This window comes from Sphaerisporangium sp. NPDC005288 (assembly GCF_040607475.1).
Lineage (GTDB): Bacteria > Actinomycetota > Actinomycetes > Streptosporangiales > Streptosporangiaceae > Sphaerisporangium > Sphaerisporangium rhizosphaerae.
Genome location: NZ_JBEXGT010000025.1, coordinates 13,591 through 39,965, shown reverse-complemented (window position 1 = coordinate 39,965; position 26,375 = coordinate 13,591). Strand labels below are relative to the sequence as shown.

General features: G+C 73.8%; 27 protein-coding genes and 1 riboswitch. Of the genes, 15 read left to right on the top strand and 12 right to left on the bottom strand.

Going from position 1 to position 26,375, the window contains the following annotated elements; all coding sequences use genetic code 11:
* Positions 1-68: 68 nt before the first annotated feature.
* From ABZU32_RS23375 to thiO, 3 genes are all read right to left on the bottom strand, one after another.
* Positions 69-827 (bottom strand): thiazole synthase, encoded by a 759-nt coding sequence (locus ABZU32_RS23375; protein WP_354843869.1) that lies wholly within the window; start codon positions 825-827, stop codon positions 69-71.
* 130 nt (positions 828-957) lie between these two features.
* Entirely contained in the window at positions 958-1,158 is a 201-nt protein-coding gene (gene thiS / locus ABZU32_RS23370; RefSeq protein ID WP_354843281.1) for a sulfur carrier protein ThiS, read from the bottom strand.
* Positions 1,159-1,220: 62 nt separating this feature from the next.
* Positions 1,221-2,384, bottom strand: coding sequence for a glycine oxidase ThiO (thiO, locus tag ABZU32_RS23365; protein ID WP_354925004.1), 1,164 nt, complete (start codon positions 2,382-2,384; stop codon positions 1,221-1,223).
* Positions 2,378-2,490: riboswitch (TPP riboswitch) on the bottom strand. Its footprint overlaps the gene before it by 7 nt.
* Positions 2,491-2,677: 187 nt before the next feature.
* Here thiO and ABZU32_RS23360 point away from each other — a divergent pair.
* The 3 genes from ABZU32_RS23360 (at position 2,678) to thiE (ending at position 4,886) form a co-directional block, all read left to right on the top strand.
* On the top strand, positions 2,678-3,847 hold the full coding sequence (locus tag ABZU32_RS23360) for an FAD-dependent oxidoreductase (RefSeq protein ID WP_354843275.1): 1,170 nt from the start codon (positions 2,678-2,680) through the stop codon (positions 3,845-3,847).
* Between the two features lie 90 nt (positions 3,848-3,937).
* On the top strand, positions 3,938-4,270 hold the full coding sequence (locus tag ABZU32_RS23355) for an Rv2175c family DNA-binding protein (protein ID WP_354925002.1): 333 nt from the start codon (positions 3,938-3,940) through the stop codon (positions 4,268-4,270).
* Positions 4,248-4,886 (top strand): thiamine phosphate synthase, encoded by a 639-nt coding sequence (gene thiE / locus ABZU32_RS23350; protein WP_354925000.1) that lies wholly within the window; start codon positions 4,248-4,250, stop codon positions 4,884-4,886. The genes ABZU32_RS23355 and thiE overlap by 23 nt, the downstream gene beginning before the upstream one ends.
* Before the next feature lie 18 nt (positions 4,887-4,904).
* Here the strand turns inward: thiE and ABZU32_RS23345 are convergent, their stop codons facing one another.
* Positions 4,905-5,972 (bottom strand): polyprenyl synthetase family protein, encoded by a 1,068-nt coding sequence (locus ABZU32_RS23345; RefSeq protein ID WP_354924998.1) that lies wholly within the window; start codon positions 5,970-5,972, stop codon positions 4,905-4,907.
* A 416-nt stretch (positions 5,973-6,388) separates the two neighbouring features.
* Here ABZU32_RS23345 and metF point away from each other — a divergent pair, with 416 nt between their 5' ends.
* A complete protein-coding gene (gene metF / locus ABZU32_RS23340) occupies positions 6,389-7,321 on the top strand; it encodes a methylenetetrahydrofolate reductase [NAD(P)H] (RefSeq protein WP_354843263.1) in 933 nt (310 codons plus the stop codon).
* Between the two features lie 81 nt (positions 7,322-7,402).
* Here the strand turns inward: metF and secD are convergent, their stop codons facing one another.
* Positions 7,403-9,658 (bottom strand): protein translocase subunit SecD, encoded by a 2,256-nt coding sequence (secD, locus tag ABZU32_RS23335; RefSeq protein WP_354924996.1) that lies wholly within the window; start codon positions 9,656-9,658, stop codon positions 7,403-7,405.
* 36 nt (positions 9,659-9,694) lie between these two features.
* Complete coding sequence (locus tag ABZU32_RS23330; protein ID WP_354924995.1) at positions 9,695-10,153, bottom strand: hypothetical protein; 459 nt, start codon at positions 10,151-10,153, stop codon at positions 9,695-9,697.
* Positions 10,154-10,352: 199 nt separating this feature from the next.
* Between ABZU32_RS23330 and ABZU32_RS23325 the strand changes: the two genes are divergently transcribed.
* The 6 genes from ABZU32_RS23325 (at position 10,353) to ABZU32_RS23300 (ending at position 15,499) form a co-directional block, all read left to right on the top strand.
* The gene (locus tag ABZU32_RS23325; RefSeq protein WP_354924993.1) at positions 10,353-10,682 is read left to right on the top strand and encodes a hypothetical protein; all 330 of its coding nucleotides are present in this window, start codon (positions 10,353-10,355) and stop codon (positions 10,680-10,682) included.
* A 111-nt stretch (positions 10,683-10,793) separates the two neighbouring features.
* Positions 10,794-11,042, top strand: a complete 249-nt coding sequence (locus tag ABZU32_RS23320; RefSeq protein ID WP_354924992.1) for a hypothetical protein — start codon at positions 10,794-10,796, stop codon at positions 11,040-11,042.
* A 200-nt stretch (positions 11,043-11,242) separates the two neighbouring features.
* Positions 11,243-11,584 carry a TraR/DksA C4-type zinc finger protein gene (locus tag ABZU32_RS23315; protein WP_354924990.1) on the top strand — a complete coding sequence of 114 codons (342 nt, stop codon included), beginning with the start codon at positions 11,243-11,245 and terminating at the stop codon, positions 11,582-11,584.
* Between the two features lie 54 nt (positions 11,585-11,638).
* A complete protein-coding gene (locus ABZU32_RS23310) occupies positions 11,639-13,267 on the top strand; it encodes a helix-turn-helix domain-containing protein (RefSeq protein ID WP_354924988.1) in 1,629 nt (542 codons plus the stop codon).
* A 150-nt stretch (positions 13,268-13,417) separates the two neighbouring features.
* Entirely contained in the window at positions 13,418-14,662 is a 1,245-nt protein-coding gene (locus ABZU32_RS23305; RefSeq protein WP_354924986.1) for an FAD-dependent oxidoreductase, read from the top strand.
* 102 nt (positions 14,663-14,764) lie between these two features.
* Complete coding sequence (locus ABZU32_RS23300) at positions 14,765-15,499, top strand: HAMP domain-containing sensor histidine kinase (RefSeq protein WP_354924984.1); 735 nt, start codon at positions 14,765-14,767, stop codon at positions 15,497-15,499.
* Between the two features lie 24 nt (positions 15,500-15,523).
* Here ABZU32_RS23300 and ABZU32_RS23295 read toward each other — a convergent pair whose 3' ends face one another.
* Both ABZU32_RS23295 and ABZU32_RS23290 read right to left on the bottom strand, forming a co-directional pair.
* Positions 15,524-16,078, bottom strand: coding sequence for a GNAT family N-acetyltransferase (locus ABZU32_RS23295; protein ID WP_354843240.1), 555 nt, complete (start codon positions 16,076-16,078; stop codon positions 15,524-15,526).
* A gap of 40 nt (positions 16,079-16,118) precedes the next feature.
* Positions 16,119-16,595, bottom strand: coding sequence for a YbaK/EbsC family protein (locus ABZU32_RS23290; protein WP_354924983.1), 477 nt, complete (start codon positions 16,593-16,595; stop codon positions 16,119-16,121).
* Between the two features lie 129 nt (positions 16,596-16,724).
* Here ABZU32_RS23290 and ABZU32_RS23285 point away from each other — a divergent pair, with 129 nt between their 5' ends.
* Positions 16,725-17,606, top strand: coding sequence for a L,D-transpeptidase family protein (locus tag ABZU32_RS23285; protein WP_354924981.1), 882 nt, complete (start codon positions 16,725-16,727; stop codon positions 17,604-17,606).
* Between the two features lie 11 nt (positions 17,607-17,617).
* On the opposite strand, the gene ABZU32_RS23280 is transcribed toward ABZU32_RS23285, so the two are convergent.
* Complete coding sequence (locus ABZU32_RS23280; RefSeq protein ID WP_354924979.1) at positions 17,618-18,769, bottom strand: epoxide hydrolase family protein; 1,152 nt, start codon at positions 18,767-18,769, stop codon at positions 17,618-17,620.
* 63 nt (positions 18,770-18,832) lie between these two features.
* Here ABZU32_RS23280 and ABZU32_RS23275 point away from each other — a divergent pair, with 63 nt between their 5' ends.
* The 3 genes from ABZU32_RS23275 to ABZU32_RS23265 all read left to right on the top strand — a co-directional run bounded on the left by ABZU32_RS23275 (position 18,833) and on the right by ABZU32_RS23265 (position 22,579).
* Positions 18,833-19,810, top strand: coding sequence for a YafY family protein (locus ABZU32_RS23275; RefSeq protein WP_354924977.1), 978 nt, complete (start codon positions 18,833-18,835; stop codon positions 19,808-19,810).
* Positions 19,811-20,424: 614 nt separating this feature from the next.
* Positions 20,425-20,865 (top strand): SAV_6107 family HEPN domain-containing protein, encoded by a 441-nt coding sequence (locus ABZU32_RS23270; protein ID WP_354924975.1) that lies wholly within the window; start codon positions 20,425-20,427, stop codon positions 20,863-20,865.
* Between the two features lie 244 nt (positions 20,866-21,109).
* Positions 21,110-22,579, top strand: a complete 1,470-nt coding sequence (locus tag ABZU32_RS23265; RefSeq protein WP_354924973.1) for an FAD-dependent monooxygenase — start codon at positions 21,110-21,112, stop codon at positions 22,577-22,579.
* Between the two features lies 1 nt (position 22,580).
* Here ABZU32_RS23265 and ABZU32_RS23260 read toward each other — a convergent pair whose 3' ends face one another.
* The 3 genes from ABZU32_RS23260 to ABZU32_RS23250 form a co-directional block, all read right to left on the bottom strand.
* A complete protein-coding gene (locus tag ABZU32_RS23260) occupies positions 22,581-23,879 on the bottom strand; it encodes a globin domain-containing protein (RefSeq protein WP_354924971.1) in 1,299 nt (432 codons plus the stop codon).
* Between the two features lie 80 nt (positions 23,880-23,959).
* Positions 23,960-24,388: an Rrf2 family transcriptional regulator gene (locus ABZU32_RS23255; RefSeq protein WP_354924969.1), complete on the bottom strand. Its 429-nt coding sequence runs from the start codon at positions 24,386-24,388 to the stop codon at positions 23,960-23,962.
* 380 nt (positions 24,389-24,768) lie between these two features.
* Entirely contained in the window at positions 24,769-25,263 is a 495-nt protein-coding gene (locus tag ABZU32_RS23250) for a transcriptional regulator (RefSeq protein WP_279783368.1), read from the bottom strand.
* Positions 25,264-25,738: 475 nt separating this feature from the next.
* Between ABZU32_RS23250 and pyrR the strand changes: the two genes are divergently transcribed.
* On the top strand, positions 25,739-26,359 hold the full coding sequence (gene pyrR, locus ABZU32_RS23245) for a bifunctional pyr operon transcriptional regulator/uracil phosphoribosyltransferase PyrR (RefSeq protein WP_354924967.1): 621 nt from the start codon (positions 25,739-25,741) through the stop codon (positions 26,357-26,359).
* Positions 26,360-26,375 lie beyond the last annotated feature (16 nt).

Below are 26,375 nucleotides of genomic sequence, written 5' to 3'. Positions count from 1 at the left end.
CGGGGGGAGGGCAAGCACATCCCAAACCGATGCCGACATGTTCTCCCGTCCCCAAGGGGTCATCGTTGTCACCTGGCACGCGGCTCGATCGCCGGCGAGGAGGCCTCAGCGTACCGCCGCCGGGGGATCCGGCCGGCGAGGCGCGCCATGCGACCTGCCAGAACGGCCTCGCGCATCGCCGACGCCATCAGGCCGGGCCGCTGGGCGCGGGTGACGGCGCTGGCGAGCAGGACCGCGTCGCATCCTAGCTCCATCGCCAGGGCCGCGTCGCTCGCCGTGCCGATGCCGGCGTCCAGGATCACCGGGACGGCCGCCGCCTCGACGATCAGCTCGATGTTGTGCGGGTTGCGGATGCCGAGACCCGAGCCGATCGGGGAGCCCAGGGGCATCACCGCCGCGCACCCCGCCTGCTCCAGCCGCCGCGCGAGCGCCGGGTCGTCCCCGATGTAGGGCAGGACGACGAACCCGTCGGCGACCAGCCGCTCGGCGGCGTCGAAGGTCTCGATGGGATCGGGGAGCAGCGTGCGCTCGTCGTTGATGACCTCCAGCTTCACCCAGTCGGTGCCGAGCGCCTCGCGCGCCAGACGCGCGGTCAGCACGGCCTCGCCCGCGGTGAAGCAGCCCGCCGTGTTGGGCAGCACCTTGACGCCCCGGCCGCGCAGCACGTCCAGCACCGACCCCCGGGCCGCCGGGTCCAGGCGCCGCATGGCGACCGTGGTGATCTCGGTGGCGGAGGCGGCCAGCGCCTGGTCCAGGACGTCCAGCGAGGGCGCGCCCCCCGTCCCCATGATCAGCCGGGAGGTGAACTTCTCCCCGGCGATGACCAGCGCGTCGCCCGCCTCGTCGAGGTCGTGCCCCGGCGCCGGGTGCGCACCGGTGCGGTCGAGGTCGTCCCCGGGCGCGCTGGTGGCGCCGCTCCGGTGGATGTCGTGTCCCGCCGCGGGGCCGGCGCCGTGGTCAGCCACCTTGCACCGCCGTCAGCACCTCGACGCGGTCGTGCTCGCTGAGCGTGGTGGACTGCCACGCGCCGCGCCGCACCACCTCGTCGTTCACCGCCACCGCGACGCCCGCGCCCGACGAGGTCAGCTCCTGGACCGCCCGGGCGACGGTCGCCCCGGCGGGCAGGTCGCAGGACACACCGTTGATCATCACATTCATCGCCGTTCCGGGGCGGGAGTTCCCTGGCCGCCGCCAGGGCGCGCGCCCCGTTCCTCCTTCGTTCATCGGTGGGCCTCGGTGAAGCGCAGAGGGGAGCAGAGCGCCGCGAGAGGGACGAGCCCCGGGTCGGGGTCGCCGGCCACCAGCTCGGCGGTGAGCGGGCACAGCAGGACGCCGCCCCGGTGGTGGCCGGTGGCCAGCACCAGCCCGTCCACGCCGCTCGGGCCGATCACCGGCAGGTTGTCCGGCGTCCCCGGGCGCAGCCCCGCCGCCAGGTCGACCACCTCCAGCTCGGTGATCCCGGGCACCAGCTCGCGGGCGTCGCGCAGCAGCTCCCACAGCGCCCCGGCGGTCACCCGGGTGTCGAACCCCATCTCCTCCTGCGTGGCGCCGAGCACGATCTCGCCGTCGCCGCGCGGCACGAGGTAGGCACGCGAACCGTGCACGACGCCGCGCACGCACCGGCCGAGGAACCCCGGAGCGCCGCGCAGCCGCATGATCTGCCCCTTGACCGGGCGCACCGGAGGGAGCACCTCGGGGGGCAGGCCCGGAAGGGAGCCCGACCACGCCCCCGCCGCCAGGACGACCAGCCCGGCGCCGATCGCCGCGCCGCTCGCGCACCGCACCCCCCGCACGGGCCCGTCCGCGGAGAGCAGCCCCGTCACGCGGTCGGCGACCACCGGCACGCCGCGGCGCGCCAGCGCGGCGAGCAGGGCGGCCGTGACGCGGCGGGGATCCACCCAGGCGTCGCCGGCGACCAGGATGCCGCCTCGGACGGAGGGGGCGAGCATCGGCTCGGCACGGCGGCACTCCCGCCCGGTGAGCCGCTGGACGGGCAGCGACAGCTTCTCCAGGAAGCCGGCCACCTCGGACAACGCCGCCAGGTCGTCCGCGCCGAAGGCCACGTCGAGCGTGCCCTCGCCGCGGTGGTCGACGTCCACCCCCGACTCCGCCGACAGCTCGGCGGCGAACGCCGGCCAGCGGGCCAGCGAGGCCAGGCCGAGCCGCAGCAGGGGCTCCTCGGTGTAGGCGACCTCGCTGACCGGGGCGAGCATCCCGGCCGCCGCGTGCGAGGCGCCCGAGCCGGGCGCGGGGTCGACGACGATGACGGAACGCCCGCGCCGGGCGGCGCGCCAGGCGATCGAGAGCCCGATGATGCCGCCGCCCACGACGATCATGTCGGCGTGCCGCGCGGCGTCGGCCGGGGGCGCGTTCGACACCTGCATCTGAGTCCGCTCCCTTCGCCGGCATGACCCGGATCAGGTTCGTGGCGGTCGAGGGCCCTCAGCCCTCCTCTCAGCCCGGTTTCGCCGGACTCCCGCGCGTGGTGGACCCAGCCTAATCCCGTCCCGGCGCGGCCGGGGACGGCGGGAGAGCCGGGAGACGCGGTCTGTTTCCGCCCTGGTACGGCATCGCCACCCGCTTGAGTGGTCTCATCACTGCCCGTATGGGACAGTGAGCCAATTTGTTACCAAATCGCCGTTGGCGAGTTACCGTCCTGGCCGCTTAGGGTCAGGTTGTGAATCATGTCGTGGTGGTGGGGGCCGGACTGGCCGGCGTGCGCAGTGTCGAGGCGCTACGGGCGCGCGGATACCGAGGGCGCGTCACTCTGATCGGCGAGGAGGCCCATCGGCCGTACGACCGGCCTCCGCTGTCCAAGGCCGTGCTGCTGGGCGAGCTGGACTCGACGGTCGTCGACTCCGATCTCGGCGCGCTGGACGTCGATCTGCGCACCAACGTCTCCGCCAAGGGGCTTCGCGAGGGCGCCCTGGAGACCACCGAGGGCGAACTGGAGTACGACGGCCTGGTCATCGCCACCGGCGCCACCCCCGTCCGGCTACGCGGCGAGGGCACCCAGCACGTGCTGCGCACCATCGACGACTCCCTGGCCCTGCGCGCCGCGCTCGTGCCCGAGTGCCGCGTCGCGATCGTCGGCGCAGGGTGGATCGGCGCCGAGGTCGCCACCGCGGCCCGCCGCGCCGGCTGCGAGGTGACCGTCGTCGAGGCCGCCGAGTCACCGCTGGCCGTGGCCCTCGGGCCCGAGGTCGGCGCCCGCACCGCCTCCTGGTACGCCGAGGCGGGCATCGACCTGCGACTCGGCACGATGGTCGGTTCGATCGACCCCGGCGGGCTGACCATGATGGACGGCTCGTGGATCCCGGCCGACGTCGTGGTAACCGGCGTCGGCGTGCGCCCGAACGTCGCCTGGCTGGCCGGCTCGGACGTCGAGATCGACAACGGCGTCCTGGTCGACGAGCACCTGCGCACCTCCATGGAGGGCGTCGTCGCGGCCGGAGACTGCGCCAACTGGTGGTCGCGGCGCTTCGGCCGGCGCATGCGCGTCGAGCACTGGGACACCGCCCTGAACGCCCCCGAGACCGCGGTGGCCACCCTGCTCGGCCAGTCCGCCGTGTACGACCCGGTGCCCTATTTCTGGTCCGAGCAGTTCGGCCGCATGGTGCAGTACGCCGGCCACCACGACGGGGGCCGGCTGGTGCTGCGCGGCGACCCCGAGACCGACCGCAAGTGGGCGGCGTGCTGGTTCACCGCGGACGACCGGCTGGCCGCCATCCTCACCGTCGACCGTCCCCGTGACCTGGTCCAGGGCCGCCGCATCGTCGAGGGCGGGCAAAGAGTCGACGTTGATCGGGCGATCGACCCCTCGATACCCTTGCGCGACTGCTTGTGACCCCCTGCGGGTGTTTGAGAAGAGGCGCGACGTGGTAGTTGTGGTTCCGTGACGCTTTCTGTTGCACAGATCGACCGCGAGACTGATCAAATGGTGGGGGAGTGGCTCCCCCTCACGGAAGTGGGCAGGCGGCTCGGGCTCAGCACCGGGCGCGCCAAGCAGCTTCTGAAGGACAAGAAGCTCATCGGCGTCCGCCGCGGCGGCCCAGAGCCCGAGGTCCCCGCGAAGTTCATCGCCGGCGACGACGTGGTGAAGGGCCTGCCGGGCACCCTCACCGTGCTGTCCGACTCCGGCTACGAGGACGTCGAGGCCCTGCGGTGGCTGTTCACCGCCGACGACTCCCTGCCGGGAGCCCCCATCGACGCGATCGTCGCCGGTCGGCACACCGAGGTGAAAAGGCGTGCCCAGGCGCTCGCTTTCTGACGCCAGGCTCTACCTCTGCACCGACGGGCGCCGCCGCCAAGGCGATCTCGACCAGTTCCTGGACGCCGTCCTCGCCTCGGGCGTGGACGTCGTCCAACTGCGCGAGAAGGGTCTGGAGGCCCGCGAGGAGCTCGCGCTGCTGGAGGTGTTCCGCGCGGCCTGCGACAGGCACGGGGCGTTGCTGGCGGTCAACGACCGGGCCGACATCGCCTACGCCGCGCGCCCCGACGTGCTGCACCTCGGCCAGGACGACCTGCCCGTGGCGGTCGCGCGCGACATCCTCGGCCCGGACGTCCTGATCGGCCGCTCGACCCACAGCGACGCCGAGGCCTCCGCCGCGGCGGTCGAGGAGGGCGTCGACTACTTCTGCTGCGGGCCGATCTGGCCGACGCCCACCAAGCCGGGCCGTTTCGCTCCGGGCCCCGGACTGCTGAAGCACGCCGCGGCCCTGGCGGCCGATCGGCCGTGGTTCGGCATCGGCGGCATCGACCTCGGCACGCTGGACGAGGTCATGTCGTACGGGGTCACCCGGGTCGTGGTGGTGCGCGCCATCACCGAGGCGGAGGACCCCGGAGCCGCCGCCGCCGAGTTCGCCCGCCGCCTCACGCCCGGCTGACCCCTGGCGGGGCCGTCGTCAGCTGCGGCGGGCCGTCGCGGCCACGGCGAGCTCGTGCAGGGCCTCGCGCGCCTCGCCGGTGATCGGCGCGCGCTCCAGGGACGTCAGCGCGTCGTCCAGATAGCGCTTGATCATCTCTTCGCTCGCCGCCAGGGCGCCGGTGTCCTCGATGATCGCGCGCAGCCGCTCGACGCCGTCCTGCTCCAGCTTGGCGTCGCCGAGCAGCAGGCGCACGTCGGCGGCCTGCTCGGGCGTCGCCTCCGACAGCGTGCGCGCGATCAGCATCGTGCGCTTGCCCTCCCGAAGGTCGTCGCCGGCGGGCTTGCCGGTCTCGGCCGGGTCGCCGAACACGCCGAGCACGTCGTCGCGGAGCTGGAAGGCGATGCCGACCTTCTGCCCGTAGTCGACGCACAGCCGGTCGATCCACGGCTCGGGCGCCCGCGCGGCCATCAGCAGCCCGAGGCGCAGCGGCTGCTCGACCGAGTACTTGCCGCTCTTGTGCAGCGCGACCCGCAGCGCGCTGTCGAAGGTGCTGCGGCCGTGCGCCTGCTCCAGCAGGTCCAGGTACTGCCCGCACATCAGCTCGGTGCGCATCAGGTCGTGCACCGGCTCGGCTGCGGCCAGCGCCTCGGCCGGCAGCCCGCTCGTCCGCCACATCTCGCCCGACCACACCAGCAACAGGCTTCCGAGCAGGACCGCGGCGCCCTCGCCGAACTGCTCCGCCGACCCCTGCCACGCCGAGTCCTCGTGCAGCGACTGGAACCGCCGGTGCGCCGACGGACGGCCCCGGCGCATGTCGCTGGCGTCCATCACGTCGTCGTGGATGAGCGCGCTGGCCTGCAGGAGCTCCAGCGAGGCGGCGGCGGTGAAGATGGCGGCCTCCTCGCCTCCGCCCGCGCCGCGCCAGCCCCAGTAGCAGAAGGCCGGGCGCAGCCGCTTGCCGCCGGCGAGGAAGTCCTCGGCGGCCACGAGAAGCGGGCTCAGCTCCGGGCCGCTGACCAGGGGGCGCTGCCGGTCGACGAACGCCCGCAGGCGCTGGTCCACCTCGGAACGGAACGCGTCCGACAGGGCGAAGGAAGTGGTCATGCTCTGAGATTAACGGCCGTACAACGGGCCGCCGCTTCGCCTCCCCTTGTGTGACCCACGCCATGGACCGGCGGTGGCACGCCCGGGGTACTCCGCTGAGCTGCCGACACCGGTCCGCGGCACCGGAAGGGAACCCGACACGCGAGCGATGATCGGTGTGGGGCTGTGGTACGCGCCGCACGCTCTGTGCGATGCCCGTCGCTCGCCGCCCCGTGCGACGCCCGACGGTCGAACGTCTGTGCGATGTCGTGGGGTCCCTCGGTCCGTGTGATGTCCTGGGTCCAGCGGTGTCGGTGATGTCCGCTGGCCGAGCGGCCTGTGGAGCGCCCGTCGGCCGCCTCGCTTTCGGCGGTTTGTCGCGGGCAGCGCACGTTGGCGATCGGTGCGCGGCGGTCCGGACCTGTAGCCTTGGCACCATGGCTCTGGGTCGTCCATCCGTCCGTCCTGACCGCGTCCCGACGGTACGGGAACTGCTCGCCTCCGGGCGGCGCTCGTTCTCCTTCGAGTTCATGCCCCCGAAGAACGACGAGGGGGAGCGGCAGCTGTGGCGCGCGATCCGCGAGCTCGAGCGGCTGCGCCCGACGTTCGTCTCGGTCACCTACGGCGCCGGCGGCTCCACCCGCGACCGCACGGTCGAGATCGTCGAGCGGCTCGCCCACGAGACGACGCTCACGCCCGTCGCCCACTTCACCGCCGTCGACCACTCGGTGCGCGAGCTGCGCCACCTGGTCGGCAGGTTCGCCGGGGCGGGGGTGCGCAACATCCTCGCCGTGCGGGGCGACCCGCCCGGCCGTGACCCGCTGGCCGAGTGGATCAAGCATCCCGAGGGCGTCGCCTACGCCGAGGATCTCGTCCGCCTCATCCGCCAGTCGGGCGACTTCTGCGTCGGCGTGGCCGCCTTCCCGTACCGGCACCCGAGGTCGCCGTCGGTCGAGTCCGACGTCGATTACTTCGTCCGCAAGTGCCGGGCCGGCGCCGACTACGCCATCACGCAGATGTTCTTCAGCGCCGGCGACTACCTGCGCCTGCGCGACCGGGTGGCCGCCGCCGGGTGCGACACGCCGATCATCCCGGGCATCATGCCGGTCACGCAGATCAGCACGATCGCGCGGTCCGAGAAGCTGTCGGGGGCGCCTTTCCCGGCCGACGTGGCCCGGCGGTTCGAGGCGGTCGCCGACGACCCGGCCGCGGTGCGGCGTCTCGGCATCGAGCACGCCGCCGAGCTGTGCCAGACCCTGCTCGACGAGGGCGCGCCCGGCATCCACTTCATCACCTTCAACCGGTCGAGCGCGACCCGCGAGGTCTACCAGGCCCTGACGCCCGCACCGGAGCCCGTCCCGGCCGGCTAGTGTCCCGCGCCGGGTGTTCGCCTTCTGAGGTGAGGACCCGGCCGGCACGGCCGGCGAGCGGCCCCGGACGGTGATCACCGGCTACAGGACCGCGCCCGTGCCCCGCCGACGGCGCGGGCGCGGTGTGGCGGGCTCGGGCGGCGGTCGCCTGCTGAAGCGTTCGAGCTCGATCGCGAGGGGGCCGGCCACGAGCGCGGAGGACGCGGTCCCGGCCAGGATGCCGACGATGAGCGCGATGGCGAAGTCGCGCAGGGTGCCGTCGCCGAAGACGGTCAGCGCGGTGAGGATGAACAGGGCGCCGAGACCGGTGTTGACGGTACGTGGCACGGTCTGCAGGATCGCCGTGTTGACGACGTCGGCGAAGCGTTCCTGCCGCCGGGTCCGCCACAGTTCGCGTACGCGGTCGAAGACCACCACCTTGTCGTTGATGGAATATCCGATGATGGTCAGCATGGCGGCCAGGAAGACCCCGTCGATGGGCTTGCCCAGCCAGGCGAACAGGCCCAGCACCGCGCAGGCGTCCACGACGAGGGCCAGCACCGCGGCCGCGCCGAACGTCCAGCGGAACCTGACGGCCAGGTACAGCAGTTGCGCGGCCAACGCCACGGCGAGTGCGATGAGCGCGTTGCGGCGCAGCTCGTCGCCCAGACTTGGGCCGATCAGCTCGTCTCGTTGCTTGGTCATCTCGCCGAGCGCGCCGTCGAGCGCCCGTTCGACGGCGGTGACCTCCTCGGCGGTGATCTGCCCGGCCCGCACGGACACGACGGTCCCGGAGACCTGCACGTTCGCCGCCGCATGGCCGGCCTCGGCCACCGCCCGCCGCGCCGCTTCGATGTTCACCGGTTGCGCGGCCGCGAACTCGATCATCCGGCCGCCGGTGAACTCGACGCCGTAGTTCAGCCCGTGCAGGACGAGCCCGGCGGTGGCCGCGGCGACCGTGGCGGCGGCCACGACCAGCCATCGCCGGCCCGCGGCCATGAGGCGTGGGTCACGCCGGGTGATCCAGGTTCTGACCCGGCCTCGCGCCGCCAGTCCGGACGACGCCGACAGCCGCGTGCCGGTCCTGCCGATGAGGAGATGGGTCAGCACACGGGTGATGAGCATGGCCGAGGCGAGCGAGGCCAGGACGCCGATGGCCAGCGTCACGCCGAACCCCCGGACCGGCCCGGAGGCCAGCCAGAACAACAGCCCGGCGGCCAGGAGCGTGGTGACGGCGGAATCGGAGATGGCGCTCCACGCGTTGGCGAACCCGCGGTCCAGGGCGGCGCGCGGGCCGCGGCGCGGCGCGCGGCCGTACTCTTCCCGCGCGCGTTCGAACACCAGTACGTTGGCGTCGACCGCCATGCCGATGGCCAGGACGAAACCGGCCAGACCCGGCAGCGTGAGGGTCGCTCCGAGGGCGAGCAGGGCGGCGTAGGAGATGAGCCCGTATGCCGCGAGCGCGACGGCGGCCATCAGTCCTGACAGCCGGTAGGTGAGGGCGATGAAGAGCGCGGTGAGCAGGACACCGGCGATCCCCGCCTTGGCGCCGGCCTCGATGGCCTGCGCGCCCAGCGTGGGGCCGACGGTGCGCTGCTCGATCAGCGTGAGCGGGACGGGCAGGGCGCCCCCCTTGATCAACACGGCCAGATCGTCCGCCTGCCGATGGGTGAAGGAGCCGGTGATCTGCGTGGAACCGCCGGCGATGCCGGCTTGGCAGGGCACGCGCGCATCGACCTGGGGCGAGGAGATGATCTTGTTGTCCAGGACGATGGCGACACGCCGCCGGGCGTCGCCCGCGCTGTGACAGGCGGCCTCGCCGGTCAGCCGCCGCCAGGCGCCGGCGTCGCGGAAGTCGACCGTGACGAACCAGCCCGGCCCTTGCTGCGGGTCGCTGCGGGCGGCGGCGCCGGTCACCCCGTCGCCGGAGATCATGACGGGGCCGAGCCGCAGGCGCTGCCCGGTTTCGTCGGTCAGAACCCGCCCAGAGGCGCCGGCGTCGTCGGCTTCTCCCCGCACCGGGTGGAAGCCGAGTTGGGCGGTCCTGCCGATGACGTCGGCGGCCTGGCGGGGGTCGAGCACGCCGGGAAGTTCGACGATGATGCGCCGTTCGCCGGAGCGCAGCAGGGTCGGGTCGACCACGCCGAGCGCGTCGGCGCGCCGGCGCAGCACGTCCAGGGCGTGATCGGTGGCCTCGGCGTCGGCCCGGGTCGTGGGCGAGTCCTGGGCCTCGAAGACGAGTTGCGTGCCGCCGCGCAGGTCCAGGCCCAGGCGTGGCGGTATTGTGACGGAGAGTAGCAGGGCGGTGGCGATCAGAAGGAACGTCGCCACCGCGCGCCAGAAGGGCGCGCGTGACATGAGAGCCTCCACGGGCTGAAAGAAAAGGAACGGACGTCAGCGCGTCATGGAGGGGGGCGCCCGTGCCGGAGCACGGCGCCCGGCCGGCTGCGGCGCCGCGCCGGGGTGCCCGGTGATCGTGGTGATGCGCCGCGCGTCAGGGTCCCGCTGCCCGCTGGACGGCGGCATGGCGAGCCACAGCGGCGGCGCGGGCGTCTGGCGGGTCGGATGCAGCCGGGGCGGGGCCGCGTCCTGTCCGGCCCGCACCGCAGGGCTGTCCCACCCCGCGGTTGCCGCCTCGGCGATGTCCGCGGCGGTGACAGACGCGACGGTGGTGGACGCGGTACCGGCGGGTGGCGCCGTGGTGGTGGACGCGGTACCGGCGGGTGGGGCCACAGTGATGGAGGCCGCGCCGGCGACGGGTGGCGCCGTGGCCCGCGGATGGACGCCGGCGGGCGCGGGGCCCAGCAGGAAGGCCGACAGCAGGAGCAGGATGGCGGGCAGTCTGCTGCGCACATCTCCTCCTGGCCGGACACGGGGGGTGCGGGGGGTACTGGCCGCCACCGTACCCCACGCCGTCGCCGGTGCGCCGACCACCGATGACGCCGGGAAATGCCTTCTATGTCGGGAAATGCCTTTTCTGAGGGGGTGGGCTATGGTCGGCCCTATGACGGGACCGTGGAGAACTCCACGAGGGTCCATCGCGTTCGCCGGCGTGATGGGCCTGGTTCTGTTGTCCCTGGTGCTGGCCGGCGCCGCGTGGACGGCGGGCCGCGGCGGCCCGGCGGTCGCGCAGAGCCCGGCCTCCGGCCCGCAGTGGAAGCCCGGTGCGTGGGACGCCGACCTGTCCGGCCTTCCGCCGCAGGCGAGCGGCGCCCGCGAGCACCACGTGCGGTCCCTGTGGCCGCCCACGCGCGGCGAACGCCACGGCGAACTCGCCCATCTGGCGCTGCTGCCATCGCCGGGCCCGGAGACGGACACGCTGCCCGAGCCTCAGCGACTGGCGCACCTCACCACGGGATCGCGCAGCCCGCCGCTGACCTAGCCGGCGCCTTCCCGTCGGGCTCCGCGGCCACGCGCGCCGCGAAGTCCCGCGACGAGCACCCGGCGCATCTCCGCGCCCGCATCCAGGCTTTCCCCTGGCGCCGGCCCGGGCGTGCCATCGCGCACTGAACCCCTCCGGCTCGGCCGCACCACCAGCGTGGGGCAGGCCAGGTACGCGCTGGAGAGCGTCGCCGACATGACGGCGGGCTCGCCAGGCCGCCTGCCCGCCGCCGCGCGCCCGGGGCGTCGCGGTCATCGGCGGCGGCGCACCAAGGGCCGCCGCCGCGCCGGCCGGGACGCCACCTCGCGGCTCCCGGACGGCACGGCGCCTCGCCACAGCACGTCACGGTCCTCGGCCTGACGCGGCCGTGCCGGCGACCGGCCCTGGCGGCCGGCCTCGCGCCGTCCGCCGCTGCCGCGGCCCATCGCGCCGCGACGGCTCGTTCCCGGTGTCGACCGGCGACGCCCCCGGCCGGGGGACGCGCCGCGAGGCAGAGGTGGCCCGCGCGAGGCCTCCTTCCCAACATCTTCCCGACCCATCACGGAAAGGATCACATGATCATGACCGACGGTCGCACGGCATCACATCTCAGCAGCGTGCAGCTCCAGTCGCTGCGCCAGGAGCTGCGGGAACAGCTTGAGCAGCGCAGCCGGCACCTGCGCGGCCTGCGGGCCCAGGAGCAGGACGGCAGCGGCGCCGACGGCACCTGGCAGGAACTGGCCGTGTCGATCATCGCCGCCGAGCGCACCGTCGCCGAGCTGTCCCAGGCCTGCGACAGACTCGCGGCCGGCGCCTACGGCCGCTGCGCCCACTGCCAGACGCCCATCCCGTTCGAACGGCTCAAGGTACGGCCGCTGGCACGCACCTGCATCGACTGCCAGCGACGGCACGAGGCCGCCTGACACCACGAAAGGGGGCGGGCCCTCCGCCCCCTTTCCGACCACCCGGAGCTGACCGTGATCACATTGGACCGTCTGGTGAACGTGCTCGGCGGGTACGGCGTGCGGCTGTACGGAGATCCCGAGGCGCGCTCGACGTGGCTGCGCAGCGTGGCGATACCGGACGCCACCGACCACCACGTCACCGGCGACGTGCTTCTGGCCGTCGGAACCTCCTCGCTCGCCGAGGCGGTGCGGTGGGCGGCCGCGGCCAAGGCCACGGCGGTCCTGGTGCGCCCCGCCCGCAACGGCACCGGCCGCGAGAGCGGCGGCGGCGGGAGCGGGGGCGGCGGGAGCGGGGGCGGCGGGAGCGGCGGCGGCGGGAGCGGTGCGGACGTCGAGCGGGAGGCCGCCGCCATCGCCGACCGGCATGGCGTGGCCGTGTTGCTGGCCGACCCCGCCGTCTCCTGGAGCCAGCTGGCCGGCATGGTGTACGGGTTGGTGCTGGAGAGCCGCGAGACGGCCTCGGGACGCGGCCCTACCGACCTGTTCGCCCTGGCCGACAACCTGGCCGACGTCATCGGCGGCGCGGTGACCATCGAGGACCGGCACTCGCAGGTGCTGGCCTACTCCCGCTCCCAGCAGGCGGGAGATCCGGCCCGGCTGGAGACCATCCTCGGACGGCGGGTCCCGGAACGGCTGCGCGAGCTGTTCGAGCGGCAGGAAGTGTTCGCCCGCCTGACGGCGACCGACGAGCCGGTGTTCGTCCCCGCCGATGCCCGCTACGGCCTGACCGGGCGGATGGCGGTGGCGGTGCGGGCCGGCCGCGAGCTGCTCGGTTCGGTGTGGGTCGGCTGCGCCGCCCCGCTGACCGGCGCCCACCGCCGGGCGCTGGCCGACGGCGCGCGCACCGTCGCCCTGCACCTGCTGCGCTCGCGGGCCAGCGCCGACCTGGAGCGTCAGGTGGAGTCCGACCTGGTCATCCGACTGCTGGAGGGCAGCGCCGACGCCGCGACGCTGATCAGCCGGCTGGGCCTGGCCCCGCAGGCGATTCGCGTCATCGCGGTCCGCGCGTACACCCCCGACGACCGCCACGCCGCGCTGCTGCTGGCCCTCGAACGGGCCACGACCGGTTTCGGCTGGTCCCGGCCCGGGCGCAGCGCGCTGCTCGGCGACACCCTCTACACGATCCTGCCGGCCGAGCGGACCGAGGCGGCCCGGCAGTGGATCGCGGCCCTGCACCGCGATCTGCCCGCCCAGGTGCGCATCAGGGCGGGGATCGGCGCACCCGCCGAGGCGGCGGACCTGCCCGCCGGCCGCCAGGAAGCCGACGAGTGCCTGGCCCTGCACGAGAGCGCCGAGCCGGACGCCGTCCCGCCCGCCTACGACGAGTCCTGGGACGACATCCTGCTGCGGCGGCTGCGCGCGGCCGCGAGGACCGGCCGGGCCCCGGCCCGCGGGCCGGTGAGCACGCTGCTGCGGCACGACACCCGTCACGGCACGCGCTTCGTCGCCACGCTGCGGGCCTGGCTGGAAAGCCAGGGCGACCTCACCCTGGCCGCCGAGCGACTCGCGGTGCATCCCAACACCGTCCGCAACCGGCTGCGCAAGATGGGCGAGATCAGCCCGCTGGACCTCTACGACGCCCACCAGCGCCTGGCCATGACCATCATGCTGGCCGCCGTGGAGGAAGAGCCCCGAAGCTGATCCGCGCGGGGCCCGCCGCCGTCCCGAGGGCCGGCGTTGTGCCGGGTCCACAACGGCGGCGCCGCGATTGTCGCCCGCCCACAACGCCGCGGGCCGCCGCCCGGGCCATCCTGGCTGTGACATCGGCATTCGCGCGAGTTGGAGGTCGGCATGGGGGGCAACGGAACGCGATCGGTGATCGTGGTGGGCGCGGGCATCGTGGGTCTGTCGACCGCGTGGTTCCTGCAGGAGCGCGGCGTCCAGGTCGACGTGATCGACCGCGGCGGCGTGGCGGCCGGCGCGTCCTGGGGCAACGCCGGCTGGATCGCGCCGGGCCTGGCCGTCCCGCTCAACGAACCCGCCGTCCTGCGCTACGGCCTGCGCTCGCTGCTGAACCCGGCCGCGCCGCTGCACGTGCCCGCGAGCCTCGATCCGGGCCTGTGGACTTTCCTTGCCCGCTTCGCGGCCAACAGCCGCTGGCGGTCGTGGACCCGCGCCGCGCGCGCCGGCCTGCCGCTCAACGACGAATGCGTCGAGGCCTACGAGGTGCTCGCCGCCAACGGCGTGTCCGCCCCGGTCATCGCGGCGCCGATCACCGCGGCGTTCCGCACGCCACGTCAGGCCGAGAGCCTGCTGCGCGAGCTGCGCAGGCTGGAGGCGGCGGGGCAGCGGGTCGAGCACACCGTGCTGGACGGCGGCCGGCTGGCCGAGCACGTCCCCCTCGCCGGCGGGGCGCTGACGGCGGGGGTGCGAATCGACGGCCAGCGCTACCTCGACCCGGGCGCGTTCGTGCAGGCCCTGGGAGAGGCCGTCGTGCGACGCGGCGCGACCATGTACGCCGCCGAGGTCGACGAGGTGCGCACCGACGCCCGGAAGACGACCGTCCGCTCGGCCACGGGCACCGTGCTGTCCGCCGACGCCGTGGTGCTGGCCACCGGCGCCTGGCTGCCCCGTCTGGCCCGGCAGTGGGGTGTGCGCGTCCCGGTGCGGGCCGGCCGCGGGTACTCCTTCACCGTCCCGGTCGACCATCCTGTCCCCGGCCCCATCTACCTGCCCGGGGAGCGGGTGGCGTGCACCCCGTACCGCGACGGGCTCCGGGTGGCGGGCACCATGGAGTTCCGCGACCCGGACGCCCCGCCGGTGCCCGCCCGGCTGGAGGCCATCATCGCCTCCGCCAGGCCGCTCCTGCGGGGCGTGCACTGGGAGGAGCGCACCGACGCCTGGGTGGGGCCCCGCCCCGTCACCCCGGACGGACGGCCGCTCATCGGCGCGACGGCGGCTCCCACCGTCTACGTGGCGGGAGGCCACGGCATGTGGGGCCTGGCCCACGGCCCGATCACGGGCAGGCTGCTGGCCGAGCAGATCACCACCGGCAAGCAGCCCGCCGCGCTGGCCGACCTCGATCCCCTCCGCTGAGGCGGGCCGCACACGAAGCGTACGGCCCGGCGGATGTCGCAGAGCTCGGGAGAGGAGAAGCACGAGATGGTTCCTGACAGGTCCGGATCTCACAGGAGGTGCGTGGCCGATCACGCCAGGGACGGCGTCCGGTCCTCTGATGACCCATCGCCGCTCAGCGCTACGGCGGCCTGGCAGGCCGCGCAGGCATGGCGACGTCAGTTCGTCGCCGACGCCTCGCACGAGCTCCGGACGCCGGTGGCCGGCCTGCGGGTGGAACTCGAGGAAGCTCTCATGCATCCTGAGCAGACCGATTTCCACGAGCTCGTCATACGGGCGCTGAGAAGCGTCGACCGCCTGGAGTCGATCGTGGACGATCTGCTGGCTTTGGCGAGCGTGCGGTCGGGCAGGACCGAGCAATACGAAGACGTCGACCTGTCCGACCTGGTCCGCCGCGTCCTCCAGCGCCGGTCCGATCGCCTTCCGGTCCGGCCGCGGCTGACGCCCGGCGTCATCGTCAGGGTCGCCCCCCTCCAGATCGTCCGCGTCATCAACGGTCTGCTGGACAACGCCCAGCGGCACGCGACCCACGGCGTACGGGTCGAGGTCCACCACGACGGAGCTCACGCCGAACTGGTGGTCATCGACGACGGCAAGGGTGTCGCTAAGGCGGACAGGGAACGGATCTTCGAGCAGTTCAGGCGCACCGACAGCGCCCGCGGCCGGGACCAGGGAGGCGCAGGACTCGGCCTGGCCATCGCGCGCGAGATCGCCGTGGCCCACCGGGGAGGTCTCGAGGTCCGCGAGACCGCCTGCGGCGGCGCGTGCTTCACCCTGCGTCTGCCGTCCCTGACCTGACCTGGCCTGGCCCGGGCGACGGGGTCAGGTGATCGGGCGCAGCGGCAGCGTGCTGCCGACGATGGCGTACCGCTCGTAGCCGCCCGGGAAGACGTACATGCCGATCAGGTCGATGAAGCCCAGCCGCCGGTAGAGATGCCGCGCGGCCGTGGGCTGGTCGTGGGTGGACATCACCGCGGTGCGCTCGCCGCGGCCCGCGCACAGGCCGTGGACCAGCCGGCGGCCGACGCCCTTGCCCTGGTACTCGGGGCGCACGTGGATCTCGGCGATCTCCAGCGCGTTCTCGAACCACGCCGCGGCCCGCGCCGGCCCCTCGCGCTCTTCCAGGGCGCGGCGCACCACGTCGTGCCACCACTGCCCGGGCGAGCCGTGGAAGCCGTACCCGAAGCCGACGACGCGGCCGTCGGTGGTCTCGGCCAGCAGGCAGGTGAAGTCGGGGTAGGTCGCGTGGTTGCGCATGATGCTCTGCCGGCCCGAGAGCTGGTCGCCCGGCGGGCGCATCGCCACCGTGTAGATGTCGATCACGGTGTCCAGCGAGGCGGCGAACTCCTGCGGACCGGCGTGTCGCAGTTCGATCACTTCTCGCACATTAGCAGCACGGCGATCGGCCGCGCCGAGGTCACTCGACCTCGGTCGGCGCGCCTCCGGTCATGCGCAGCAGCTCGTCGTAGGTCGTGGGGAAGACCGTGTGCACGTGGCCGGCCGCGGCCCACACGACCTCGTGCTTGGCGAGCCAGGTGTCGACCAGCGTGCGGATCGGCGCGGGGTGGCCCACAGGGGCGACCCCGCCGATCGCCTGGCCGGTGGCGGCCTTCACGAAGTCGGGCGTGGCGCGCTTCACCTTCGCCGCGCCGACCAGGCCGGCGATCAGGGCGGTGTCCACCCGGTGGGCGCCGCTGGTGAGCACCAGCAGCGGCTCGCCGTCGGCGTCGAAGACCAGGCTGTTGGCGATGGCCCCGACCTCGCACCCCAGCTGGGCGGCGGCCGCGGCGGCCGTCGGCGCCGGATCGGTCAGGACGACGACCTCGCCGGTGGCGCCGGCCTCGCGGAGGGCGTCGGTCACCTTGGTGACGCTCGGATGCAACTTTTCGGGCACGCGGACACTCTAAACAGGTTGACCGGCGTCGGCGATCGATTACATCTCTGTGACCGTACGGGGTCGGGCATGATCGATGCGCTAGGGTCCCGTGAACCGGACGTGGTGCTGACGGAGGGGAGTCCTGACATGACGGCTGGGAGGCGGCTCACGGTCGCGGCGGTGCTGACCGCGGGCGCCGTGCTGGTCTCGGGCGGCGGGATGCCGGGCGCGTGGGCGGCCGCCGGCGCGACACCCCCGCGCGCGGCGCTCACGGCGCTCACCGCCACGACGACGCAGGCGGGTGTCCCCGGCGCGGTCACGGGCGCGGTGCCGGGCGTCACCGGCGTGGTCCGCGCGGGTGCCGCCGGCGCGGTCAGGGCCTTCGCGGCGCCCCACCGCACGCTGAGGCTCGGCGCCAAGGGCGCGGCGGTCAAGGAACTGCAGAACCGCCTGAGCGAGCTCGGCTACGTCCCCGGCAAGATCGACGCCAGGTACGGCGGCACCACCCAGTCCGCGGTGTGGGCCTTCCAGAAGGTCCAGGGCATCAAGCCCACCAGCACGATCACCGCCCGCACCTGGCGGGCGCTGGAAAGCCCCCGGGCGCCCCGCGTGCTGATCCCGAACGGCAAGCCCGACCGCGTGGAGATCGACCTCACCCGGCAGGTCGCCGTCCTGTACCGCGGCGGCCAGGTGCGGCTGATCACCCACGTCTCCTCCGGCAGCGGCATCCCCTACTGCGAGACGGCCACCTGGCAGGGCAAGACGCAGCGGTTCTGCGGCAGCGCCCGCACCCCCACGGGAGACTTCAAGACCACCTGGCGCGCGTCCGGGTGGCACACGTCCTACCTCGGGCAGCTCTACAACCCGATCTTCTTCAACGGCGGCATCGCCCTGCACGGCGCGCTGTCGGTCCCCCTCTACCCGGCCTCCCACGGGTGCGTGCGCCTGCCGATGCACGTCGCCCAGATCCTCCCCGGCCTGCTCGGCGCCGGCGTCCCCGTCCACGTCAGGGGCCGCTTCCAGCGCTGAACGCCGTCCGGTCAGCCCAGGCTCCGGAAGAACGCCCGGAGGTCGGCGATCACCAGGTCGGGGGTCTCCAGGGCCGCGAAGTGGCCGCCCCGCTCGAACTGCGACCAGCGCACCACGTTGTGCGCCTGGTCGGCCAGCGGGCGGACCGAGAAGTCCGTGGGGAACACCGCGACCGCGGTCGGCACCGTCCCGCGCTCCTTCGGCGCCCACATGGTGAAGTCGTTGAACCGCTCGTAGTAGGTGTGCGCCGCCGAGCCCGCGGTGCCGGTGAACCAGTAGATGCTCACGTCGGTGAGGATCCGGTCCCGGTCCACCGCGTCCTCGGGGAGCTCGGCGGCCGGGTCCGTCCAGTCCTTGAACTTCTCCACGATCCAGGCGAGCTGACCGGTGGGGGAGTCGTGTAGCGCGGCCGCGACCGTCTGCGGGCGGGTGCCCTGAACCTGCATGTACGCGCCCAGCTTCGCCTGCCAGTCCTTCATCCCGGCCAGCCGCGCACGTTCCGCCTCGGTCAGCGAACCCATGATCGCCGGGTCGCCGCCGGGGAACGTGAGCAGGCCGTTGACGTGCACGCCGATGACACTGTCCGGCGCGGCACGTCCCACCAGCGGGGCGATGAACGCGCTGACGTCGCCGCCCTGCACGCCGTACCGGTCGTAGCCGAGCCTGGACATCAGCTCCGCCAGCGCCGCGGCGGTTCGGCCGTCCGTCCAGCCGGTGCCGGGCAGCGTGCCGGAGAAGCCGTACCCCGGCAGCGACGGGATCACCAGGTGGAAGGCGTCGGCGGCCTCGCCGCCGTGGGCCGCGGGGTCGGTGAGCGGGCCGATGAGGTCGAGGAACTCGACGACCGAGCCGGGCCAGCCGTGCAGCAACAGGAGCGGGGTGGCGTCGGGCTCGGGGGAGCGTACGTGCAGGAAGTGCACCCGCGCGCCGTCCACGGTGGTGGTGAACTGCGGGTACGCGTTGAGCGCCGCCTCCTGGGCGCGCCATTCGAAGCCGTCGGCCCAGTAGGTGGCGAGCTCCCGCAGGTAGCGGGTCGGCACGCCGCGCTCCCATCCGGTTCCGGGCAGTTCGGGCGCCCAGCGGGTACGGCGCAACCGTTCGTGCAGGTCGTCGAGGTCGGCCTGCGGGATCTGGACGCGGTAAGGCTGGATCTCGTTCGTCATGCCGGTCACGGTATTGGCCATTGGTGTCAGGTTCAGGCACCAATGGTGGCCACAATGGTGCCCATGTTGGAAACCTCCGCGCGGCTGCTGCGCCTGCTGTCGCTCCTGCAGGCACGTACGGACTGGACCGGCGCCGAACTCGCGGGCCGGCTGGAGGTCGGCCTGCGTACCGTGCGGCGGGACGTCGAACGGCTGCGTGAGCTGGGCTATCCGGTGGACGCCACCTCGGGGGTGGCCGGCGGGTACCGGCTCGGCGTGGGGGCCGCGTTGCCGCCGCTGCTGCTCGACGACGAGGAGGCCGTGGCGGTGGCGATCAGCCTGCGTACGGCCGCGACGGGCAGCGTCGCCGGCCTGGAGGAGGCCGCGGTGCGGGCGCTGGTCAAGCTCCAGCAGCTCCTGCCCTCCCGGCTGCGGCACCGGGTGGAGGCGTTCCGCGCGGCGACCGTGGCGCTGCCCGGGGCGGCCGGTCCGGAGGTCGGCGCCGATCTGCTGACCGCGATCGCCGCCGCGTGCCGCGACCGGCGCGGGGTGCGGCTGCGCTACCGGGGGCGCGAGGGCGTCACCGCGCGCGAGGTCGAGCCGCACCGGCTGGTGCACACCCCGCGCCGGTGGTACCTGGTCGCGTGGGACGTGGCCAAGGGGGACTGGCGTACCTTCCGGGTCGACCGGATCGAGGAGCCGCTCGGGCCGCCGGGGGCGCGGTTCATGCCGCGCACGCCGCCCGAGGAGGACGCGGCCGCCTACGTCCGGCACGCCATCACCTCGGCGCCGTACACCTACCAGGCCCGCGTCCTCTTCCACGCCCCGCTGGAGGCGGTGGCGCCGCGCACGTCGCCCGGCGCTGGACGGCTGGAGGCCGTGGACGCGCGCACCTGCCTGTTCACGGCGGGATCGAACTCGCTGCGCGAGCTGGCGGTGCACGTGGCGGTGAAGGGGTTCGAATTCGAGGTGCTCGATCCGCCGGAGCTGGTCCCGGTGCTGCGCGAGGTCCGCGACCGCCTCGACCGGGCCGCGACCATGTCGGACCCGGGTTCCGGCTGAAGGAGGTCCGTTTCCGCGATCACCACAGGGCCCGCGTTGTGGGGGCCGCCGGACCGGGGGCACGGCCGGAGCGCGGTCCGGCTCCGGCCTCGTGTTCGAACCGCTGGTTGACCACATGATCGAACTTGTGTTCGTGAGATGCTTGACATAGCGCGTCATCGAATTTATGTTCGACACAGTGGGGGTGGGACTCGCGGCCCACCCCCACCAACCGGCTGGAGGTGCCGTCCGCGGCGGCCCCTCCACGCGAACCGAAACGGCCGGACGGGGAGAGGGGAAGCTCCTCGTCCGGCCCGAGCGGGCGCCACGTCCATGGGGCGCCGACATCACCACATCGGCGGCGGCACCCAGGGGAGGCGCCGCGGCCGGGCGGACGGCCGCCGGCACACCAGGCCGGTGGGGGGCCGTCCGAGCACCGGAACGTCGGGCGATCACGAGCGGAGGGCTGGCACAGGAAGCGCGGCACCCGCGGCACGTCCGGCGTGCCACGGCGAGGGAGCGAGGAAGCGAGCGTCCGTGACCATGACCAGCGGACCACCGGAATTGTCGGTGGCGTCTGCGACCGTGTTATCACCGGCGGTCACCGCCGGAGCCATGACCCCGAGGAGGGTGGCATGACTCGAGAGTCCGGAGAAGGTCCCCGGGTTTCACAGACGGTGCGCGCGCACCTCACCGACGCGCATTCCTGCCTTGCGGACGCCGCGGCGGCCCGCACTCCCGCCGAGCGTTACGTCTCGGCCCATCTCGCGGCGCTGCGCGCGGCGGCCGCGATCCTCGCGGCGCTGCCCCGGCCGATGGACGGCCGCAGGCGCCGGCTGCGCAGCGCGTGGGAGCTGCTGCCCGAGGCCGAGCCCAGGCTCGCCCGCTGGGCGGCGTACTTCGCCGAGAGCGCCCGCAAGCGGGCGGCCGCCGAGGCCGGCATGATCCGCGTCGTGTCGGCGCGCGACGCCGACGAACTGATCACCGAGGCCGACACCTTCGTCGGCGTCGTCGAAGACATCCTGGGCCTCCCCGGCCAGTCCGCCCTCCCCGTGAAGGCCCCCTTGGCAGGCTGACCGCCACCGTGCCCGGCGAGAGATCGGGTGCCCCACATCGCCGGACGGCCGCGTCCCGGATCCGGTGAGAGCCGGGCGGCTCCTGGCGGGTACGGGCGTGGGTGGGCGCCTGTGCGGTGGTCTGGGCGGGATGGGTACAGTCGAAAGTGGCCGCCCGTGTGGCCGTCCGGCCGGGCGGTGAGCCACGAACGCCCCCCACGCATTCGCCTGGAGGCGCTGATGGTGCCCTTTCGACACTGATGTCGTGGTCGTGGGCGCGGGTCCGACCGGGCTGCTGCTGGCCGGTGACCTGTGCGCGAGAGGCGTCGGCTGCACGGTCCTCGAACGCGGGGCCCATGGCTCGAACCTCTCCCGGGCGTTCGTCCTGCACGCCCGCTCCCTGGAACAGCTCGACGCCCGCGGCGTCGCCGACGAGCTCATCGCCGGCGGCGTGGTGATCCGCAGAATGCGGCTGTTCGACGATCCGGGTCTCGATCTGTCCCGCCTGCCCTCGCGGTTCCCGTTCGTGGTGTCCACCCCGCAGTACAACACCGAGAACGTGCTGGAGGACCGCGCCGTCGGCCTCGGCGCCGAGATAGTACGGGGGGCCGAGGTCGTCGGGGTGCGCCAGGACGATCAGGGCGTGCTGGTCGACACGCGCGCCGACGGCGCCGCGCGCACGTGGCGGGCCCGCTTCGCCGTCGGCGCCGACGGTGTGCGCAGCACGGTCCGGCAGGCGGTCGGCCTGCCCTTCCCCGGACGGTCGGCCGTCCGGTCGGTGATGCTGGCGGACGTCCGCCTGGCCGAGCCGCCGCCGTGGCCGCTGGCGCTGCACGCCACCGAGGAGGGCTTCTCCTTCATCGCCTCCTACGGGGACGGGTGGTACCGGGTCATCGCCTGGGACCGGCGGCGGCCTCCGGGCGACGCGCCGGTGACGCTCGCGGAGGTGGCGGACGTCGTCCGCCGCGCCACGGGCCGCGATTTCGGCATGGGCGACGCGCGCTGGCTGTCGCGCTTCCACAGCGACGAGCGGCAGGTGCCGAGCTACCGCGTGGGCCGGGTGCTGCTGGCGGGCGACGCCGCGCACGTGCACTCCCCGGCGGGCGGTCAGGGCATGAACACCGGCCTTCAGGACGCGGCGAACCTGGCGTGGCGGCTCGCGGCGGAGGTGCAGGGATGGGCCTCGCCCACGCTGCTCGACGGCTACGACGCCGAGCGCCGCCCGGTCGGGCGGGCGGTCCTGCGGTTCAGCGGCGCCCTGCTGAGCCTGGCACTGGGCTCGAACCGCCGTACCCGGGCGATCCGGGCGGTCCTACCGGCCGTCCTTCGCGGCGTGCGGCCGGTCAACGACCGGCTGGCCATGGCCATCTCCGGCCTGGCCGTCGCCTACCCGCCCCCGGAGGGCGTCCCTCGGCCGGCCGGGCGGCGGGCGCCGGACATCCCGCTGGCAGGTGAGCCCGGGAGGCTGTACGAGGCGTTGCGGGGAGGGCGGTTCGTCCTGGTCGTCTCGCCGGACGACCCGGCGTCGGTGGCCGTCCGGCCCGGCGGGCGGGTGGACCGCGTCGCCCCCGAGGAGCGGAGGCGTCCGGCGATGCTGGTGCGGCCGGACGGGTACATCGCGTGGGCCGCCGACAAGGTGCACCCCGGCGCCCGGGCGGTGGGGCTGCGCGCCGCCCTGGCCGCGTGGTGCGGGGAGTCGCCCCCGGCGTCCGTGCGCCGCTCGCTGCGCGCCTGACTCAGGGGCGGGGCAGCCACAGATCGGGCCCGAAGACCTCGTAGTGGATGTCGGAGGCCGGCACTCCGCGCGCGAGCAACTGCGAGCGCGCTTCCCGCATGAACGGCATCGGCCCGCACAGGCAGGCGACCACGCCCTCCGGCAGGTCGACGCCGGTGAGATCCACCCGGCCGATCATCGCCGGCGCCGCCGCGGACCCGGCGGCGCCTCCCGCACGCGGAGCGGTGCCTTGGGCGGTCGTGCGTCCTGTGGGGGCGGTGGCCGGCTGGTCGGCATGGCCGGCGTAACCGGCATGGCCGGTGCGGTCGTCCCGGGCACAGCCGCACTCCTGCTCGTACCAGCGGTGCAGAGTGGCGCCGGGCAGGGCGGCGACCAGGTCCAGCAGCTCCGCGCGGTGGGCGTGGTGGGCCGGGGTGCGGTCGGCGTGCGCCACCAGGACCCGGCGGCGCGACCCTGTGGCCGCGAGGTGGTCGAGCATGGACAACATGGGCGTGATCCCGATTCCGGCCGAGGCCAGCAGCAGCGGGCCGTCGCCGTGCGGCAGGGTGAGGTCGCCGAACGGCGCCGAGACCGACAGGACGTCTCCGGCGCGCACGCCGGAGTGGAGCAGGGCGGAGACCTCGCCGTCCGGGGCGCCGTCGCCGCGCGCCCGCTTGACGGTGATGCGCCAGTCGCCCCGCTCCGGCGCGCGCGAGAGGCTGTACTGCCGGATCTGCCGGGCCCCGTCGGAAAGGGGGACGGCGACGCTGATGTACTGCCCCGGCCGAAACGACCTGGCGACCTTCGGCCGCAGCGTGAAGGACACGACCTCCGGGGTCTCGCGGCGCCGGTCGATCACCGTCGCCTCCAGCCACCCCTCGCCCGACTCGCGGTAGAGGACCGCCTCCAGGGCGATGAGCGTGCCGGCCATGAGCCAGTACACCTCGTCCCAGGCCGCCGCGACCTCGGGCGTGATCGCCTCGCCGAGGATGTCGCCGATGGCGGCGAAGAGGTACTTGTGCACCAGGACGTACTGGTCGGCGGTGACGCCCAGTGACGCGTGCTTGTTGGCGATGCGGGCGAGCATGGCGTCCGGGGCGGCGCCGGAGCCGACCAGCGAGGCGGCGTAGCCGGCCAGCGCCCCGGCCAGGGCGGCGCGCTGCTCGCCGTTCGCCTGGTTGCCCCGGTTGAACAGGTCGCGCAGCAGCTCGGGGTTGTCGGCGAACATCGTGTCGTAGAAGCGCGCCGCGATGTCGCCGATGGCGGCGCCGATCGCGGGCAGGGTGGCACGGACGTGCGCGGCCGATTCAAGGGAGAGCACAAATCCTCCTGGAGAGTTAATTGGTAAATGATCTTCATATTCAACCGCGGCCGTGACGGCCACCGTGCGGGCGGCCGGCTTCAGGTGAGCGACAGCAGGACCGGCCCGGTCGGCGAGGTCACCAGGTCGCCTATGGTCAGCGCGTCGAGCGAGGCGTAGAACGCGCGCTGCGCGTCGCGGAGGGCGCCGCGCAGCCGGCAGGCGGCCCGTAGCGGGCAGGGGAATTCACCCTCGCACGCCACGACCTCCTCCTCGCCCTCCAGCTCGCGGACCAGCCATCCCAGCGACGCGGACCGCCCGAACGCGGTCAGTTCCAGGCCGCCGCCGCGACCCCGCCGCGCGTCCACGACCCCGAGATGCCGCAGGCGCGAGATGGCCTTGGCGGTGTGGGTGTAAGGGATCGACATCGCCTCGGCCACCTGCGCGGTGGTGAGGGTGGCCCCCGGCTCCACGACCGCCAGGCGCATGGTGACCCGCAGGGCGAGATCGGTGAACTTCGTCAGTCGCACGCCACAACGCTAACAATTTGTCATGTGAGATGACAATTAAGCGGCGGCGAATGTGGGAGACCCCACATCGCGCCCCGTCAGGACGGCGTCCCCGACGGCCCGCCGGCGCGAAGGGGCCCGCAGGGCGAAGGGGGCGTCCAGTGCGAAGGGCCCGTCCAGGGCGAAGGGCCTGTGCAGGGCGAAGGGCCTGTGCAGGGCGAAGGGCCTGTGCAGGGCCAGGGCCCGTCCAGCGCGAAGGGCCCGTGCCGAGTGAAGGACCCGTGCAGGGTGAAGGGCCCGTGGAGACGCGAAGAGCCCGCGAGGAGCGGAATGCTCTCTCGCGGGCTCTTCGGCGCACGGCGGCCGCGAGGTGCCGCCGCGTGGCGGCCTCGGCCGCAGGGTCAGAAGGACTCGACCGCGCGGCGTGCCTCGGCGTCCAGCACGCCCCACGTGATGAGCTCCTCGGTGAGCTCGGTGGGGGACTTGTCGTAGATGACCGCGAGGGAGCGCAGGTCCTCCTGGCGGATGGACAGCACCTTGCCGTTGTAGTCGCCACGCTGGCTCTGGATGGTGGCCGCGTAGCGGGCGAGCGCCCCGGCCTTCTCCTTGGGCAACTGCGCCAGCCGCTCAAGATCGATCACAAGCTTCGGCGTGGGGCCGAGCGGGCTCGGGGCGGAACCGCCCGGGAGCAACTCGGAGACCGGGACGCCGTAGAAGTCGGCCAATTCGGCGAGTTTCTGCACCGTGACGGCGCGGTCACCCCGCTCGTAGGAGCCCACGACGACGGCCTTCCACCTGCCTCGAGACTTCTCTTCGACTCCATGCAGTGATAGCCCCTGCTGGGTGCGGATGGCGCGCAGCCTCGCGCCCAGCGACTTGGCGTAGTCAGACGGCATCGTTTGGCCCCCCGGCTTTCTATGAACGTTCTCACTTATTGTGCGCCTTGCGACGAATGCAACGGCGATCGGGTGGCACCCGGGGAGGCACCATCGGTGACCGACACGTCGTGGTTTACCCGAGAACGTCGCGAGGTGTGGTTACGCACAGTGACGGTAAAGGTGTGGACGTGATTGGTCAAGCTGATTGGAAAAAAGATGCCGAATCCTGTCCGGTTCGGCACTCCTCCGCTCGGTCCCAAGCGCCACCCCCGCCGCATCCGCCCGCCCGGGGCATGCGTCCGGCCGGCCGGAGGCAGGGATCGCCGGCCCGGCCGGCCGGGCGGCGGGAAGGCCGCGCCGTCCGGCCTCGAGGGTATCCGCCCAGCTCGTGAAGGTGGCCACCCGTTCCGAGCGTCCGGCGGGGGGCTGCTAACGTGGGGCACGCCAAGTCCTTTAAGACCCGTCCTGTGAGGCGGGAAAGGTGGTGACCCTCATGAACGCCGCCCGAAATCAGGCGCGCGACGACGATCCCCGCGTCGACGGGGATCCGGCGCCCGGCGGTGGCCGTCCGGTCGACGGCGAGCGCGCCGTCCTGGAGGCCCCCGACATCAACCGGGCCCTCACCCGCATCGCCCACGAGATCCTCGAGCGCGCCAAAGGCCCCGACGATCTCCTGCTGCTCGGCATCCCGACCAGGGGCACCCTCCTGGCGCGCCGGCTCGCCGACCGCATCGAGCAGGTCGAGGGACGCCCGGTCGCGGCGGGCTCGCTCGACGTGACCATGTACCGCGACGACCTGCGCCTGCGCCCCGCGCGCGCCCTCGGCCGCACCGACCTGCCCAAGGAGGGCGTCGACGGCCGCATCGTGGTCCTGGTCGACGACGTGCTGTTCTCCGGCCGCACCGTGCGGGCCGCGCTGGACGCGCTCAACGACCTCGGCCGCCCGACGGCGGTGCGCCTCGCGGTGCTGGTCGACCGCGGCCACCGCGAGCTGCCCATCCGCGCCGACCACGTCGGCAAGAACCTCCCCACCTCCCGCGCCGAGACCGTCCGGGTGTGCCTCGCCGAGATCGACCAGCGCGACGCGGTCCTGCTGAGAGGGGGCCAGCGATGAGGCGCCGCCCCACCCC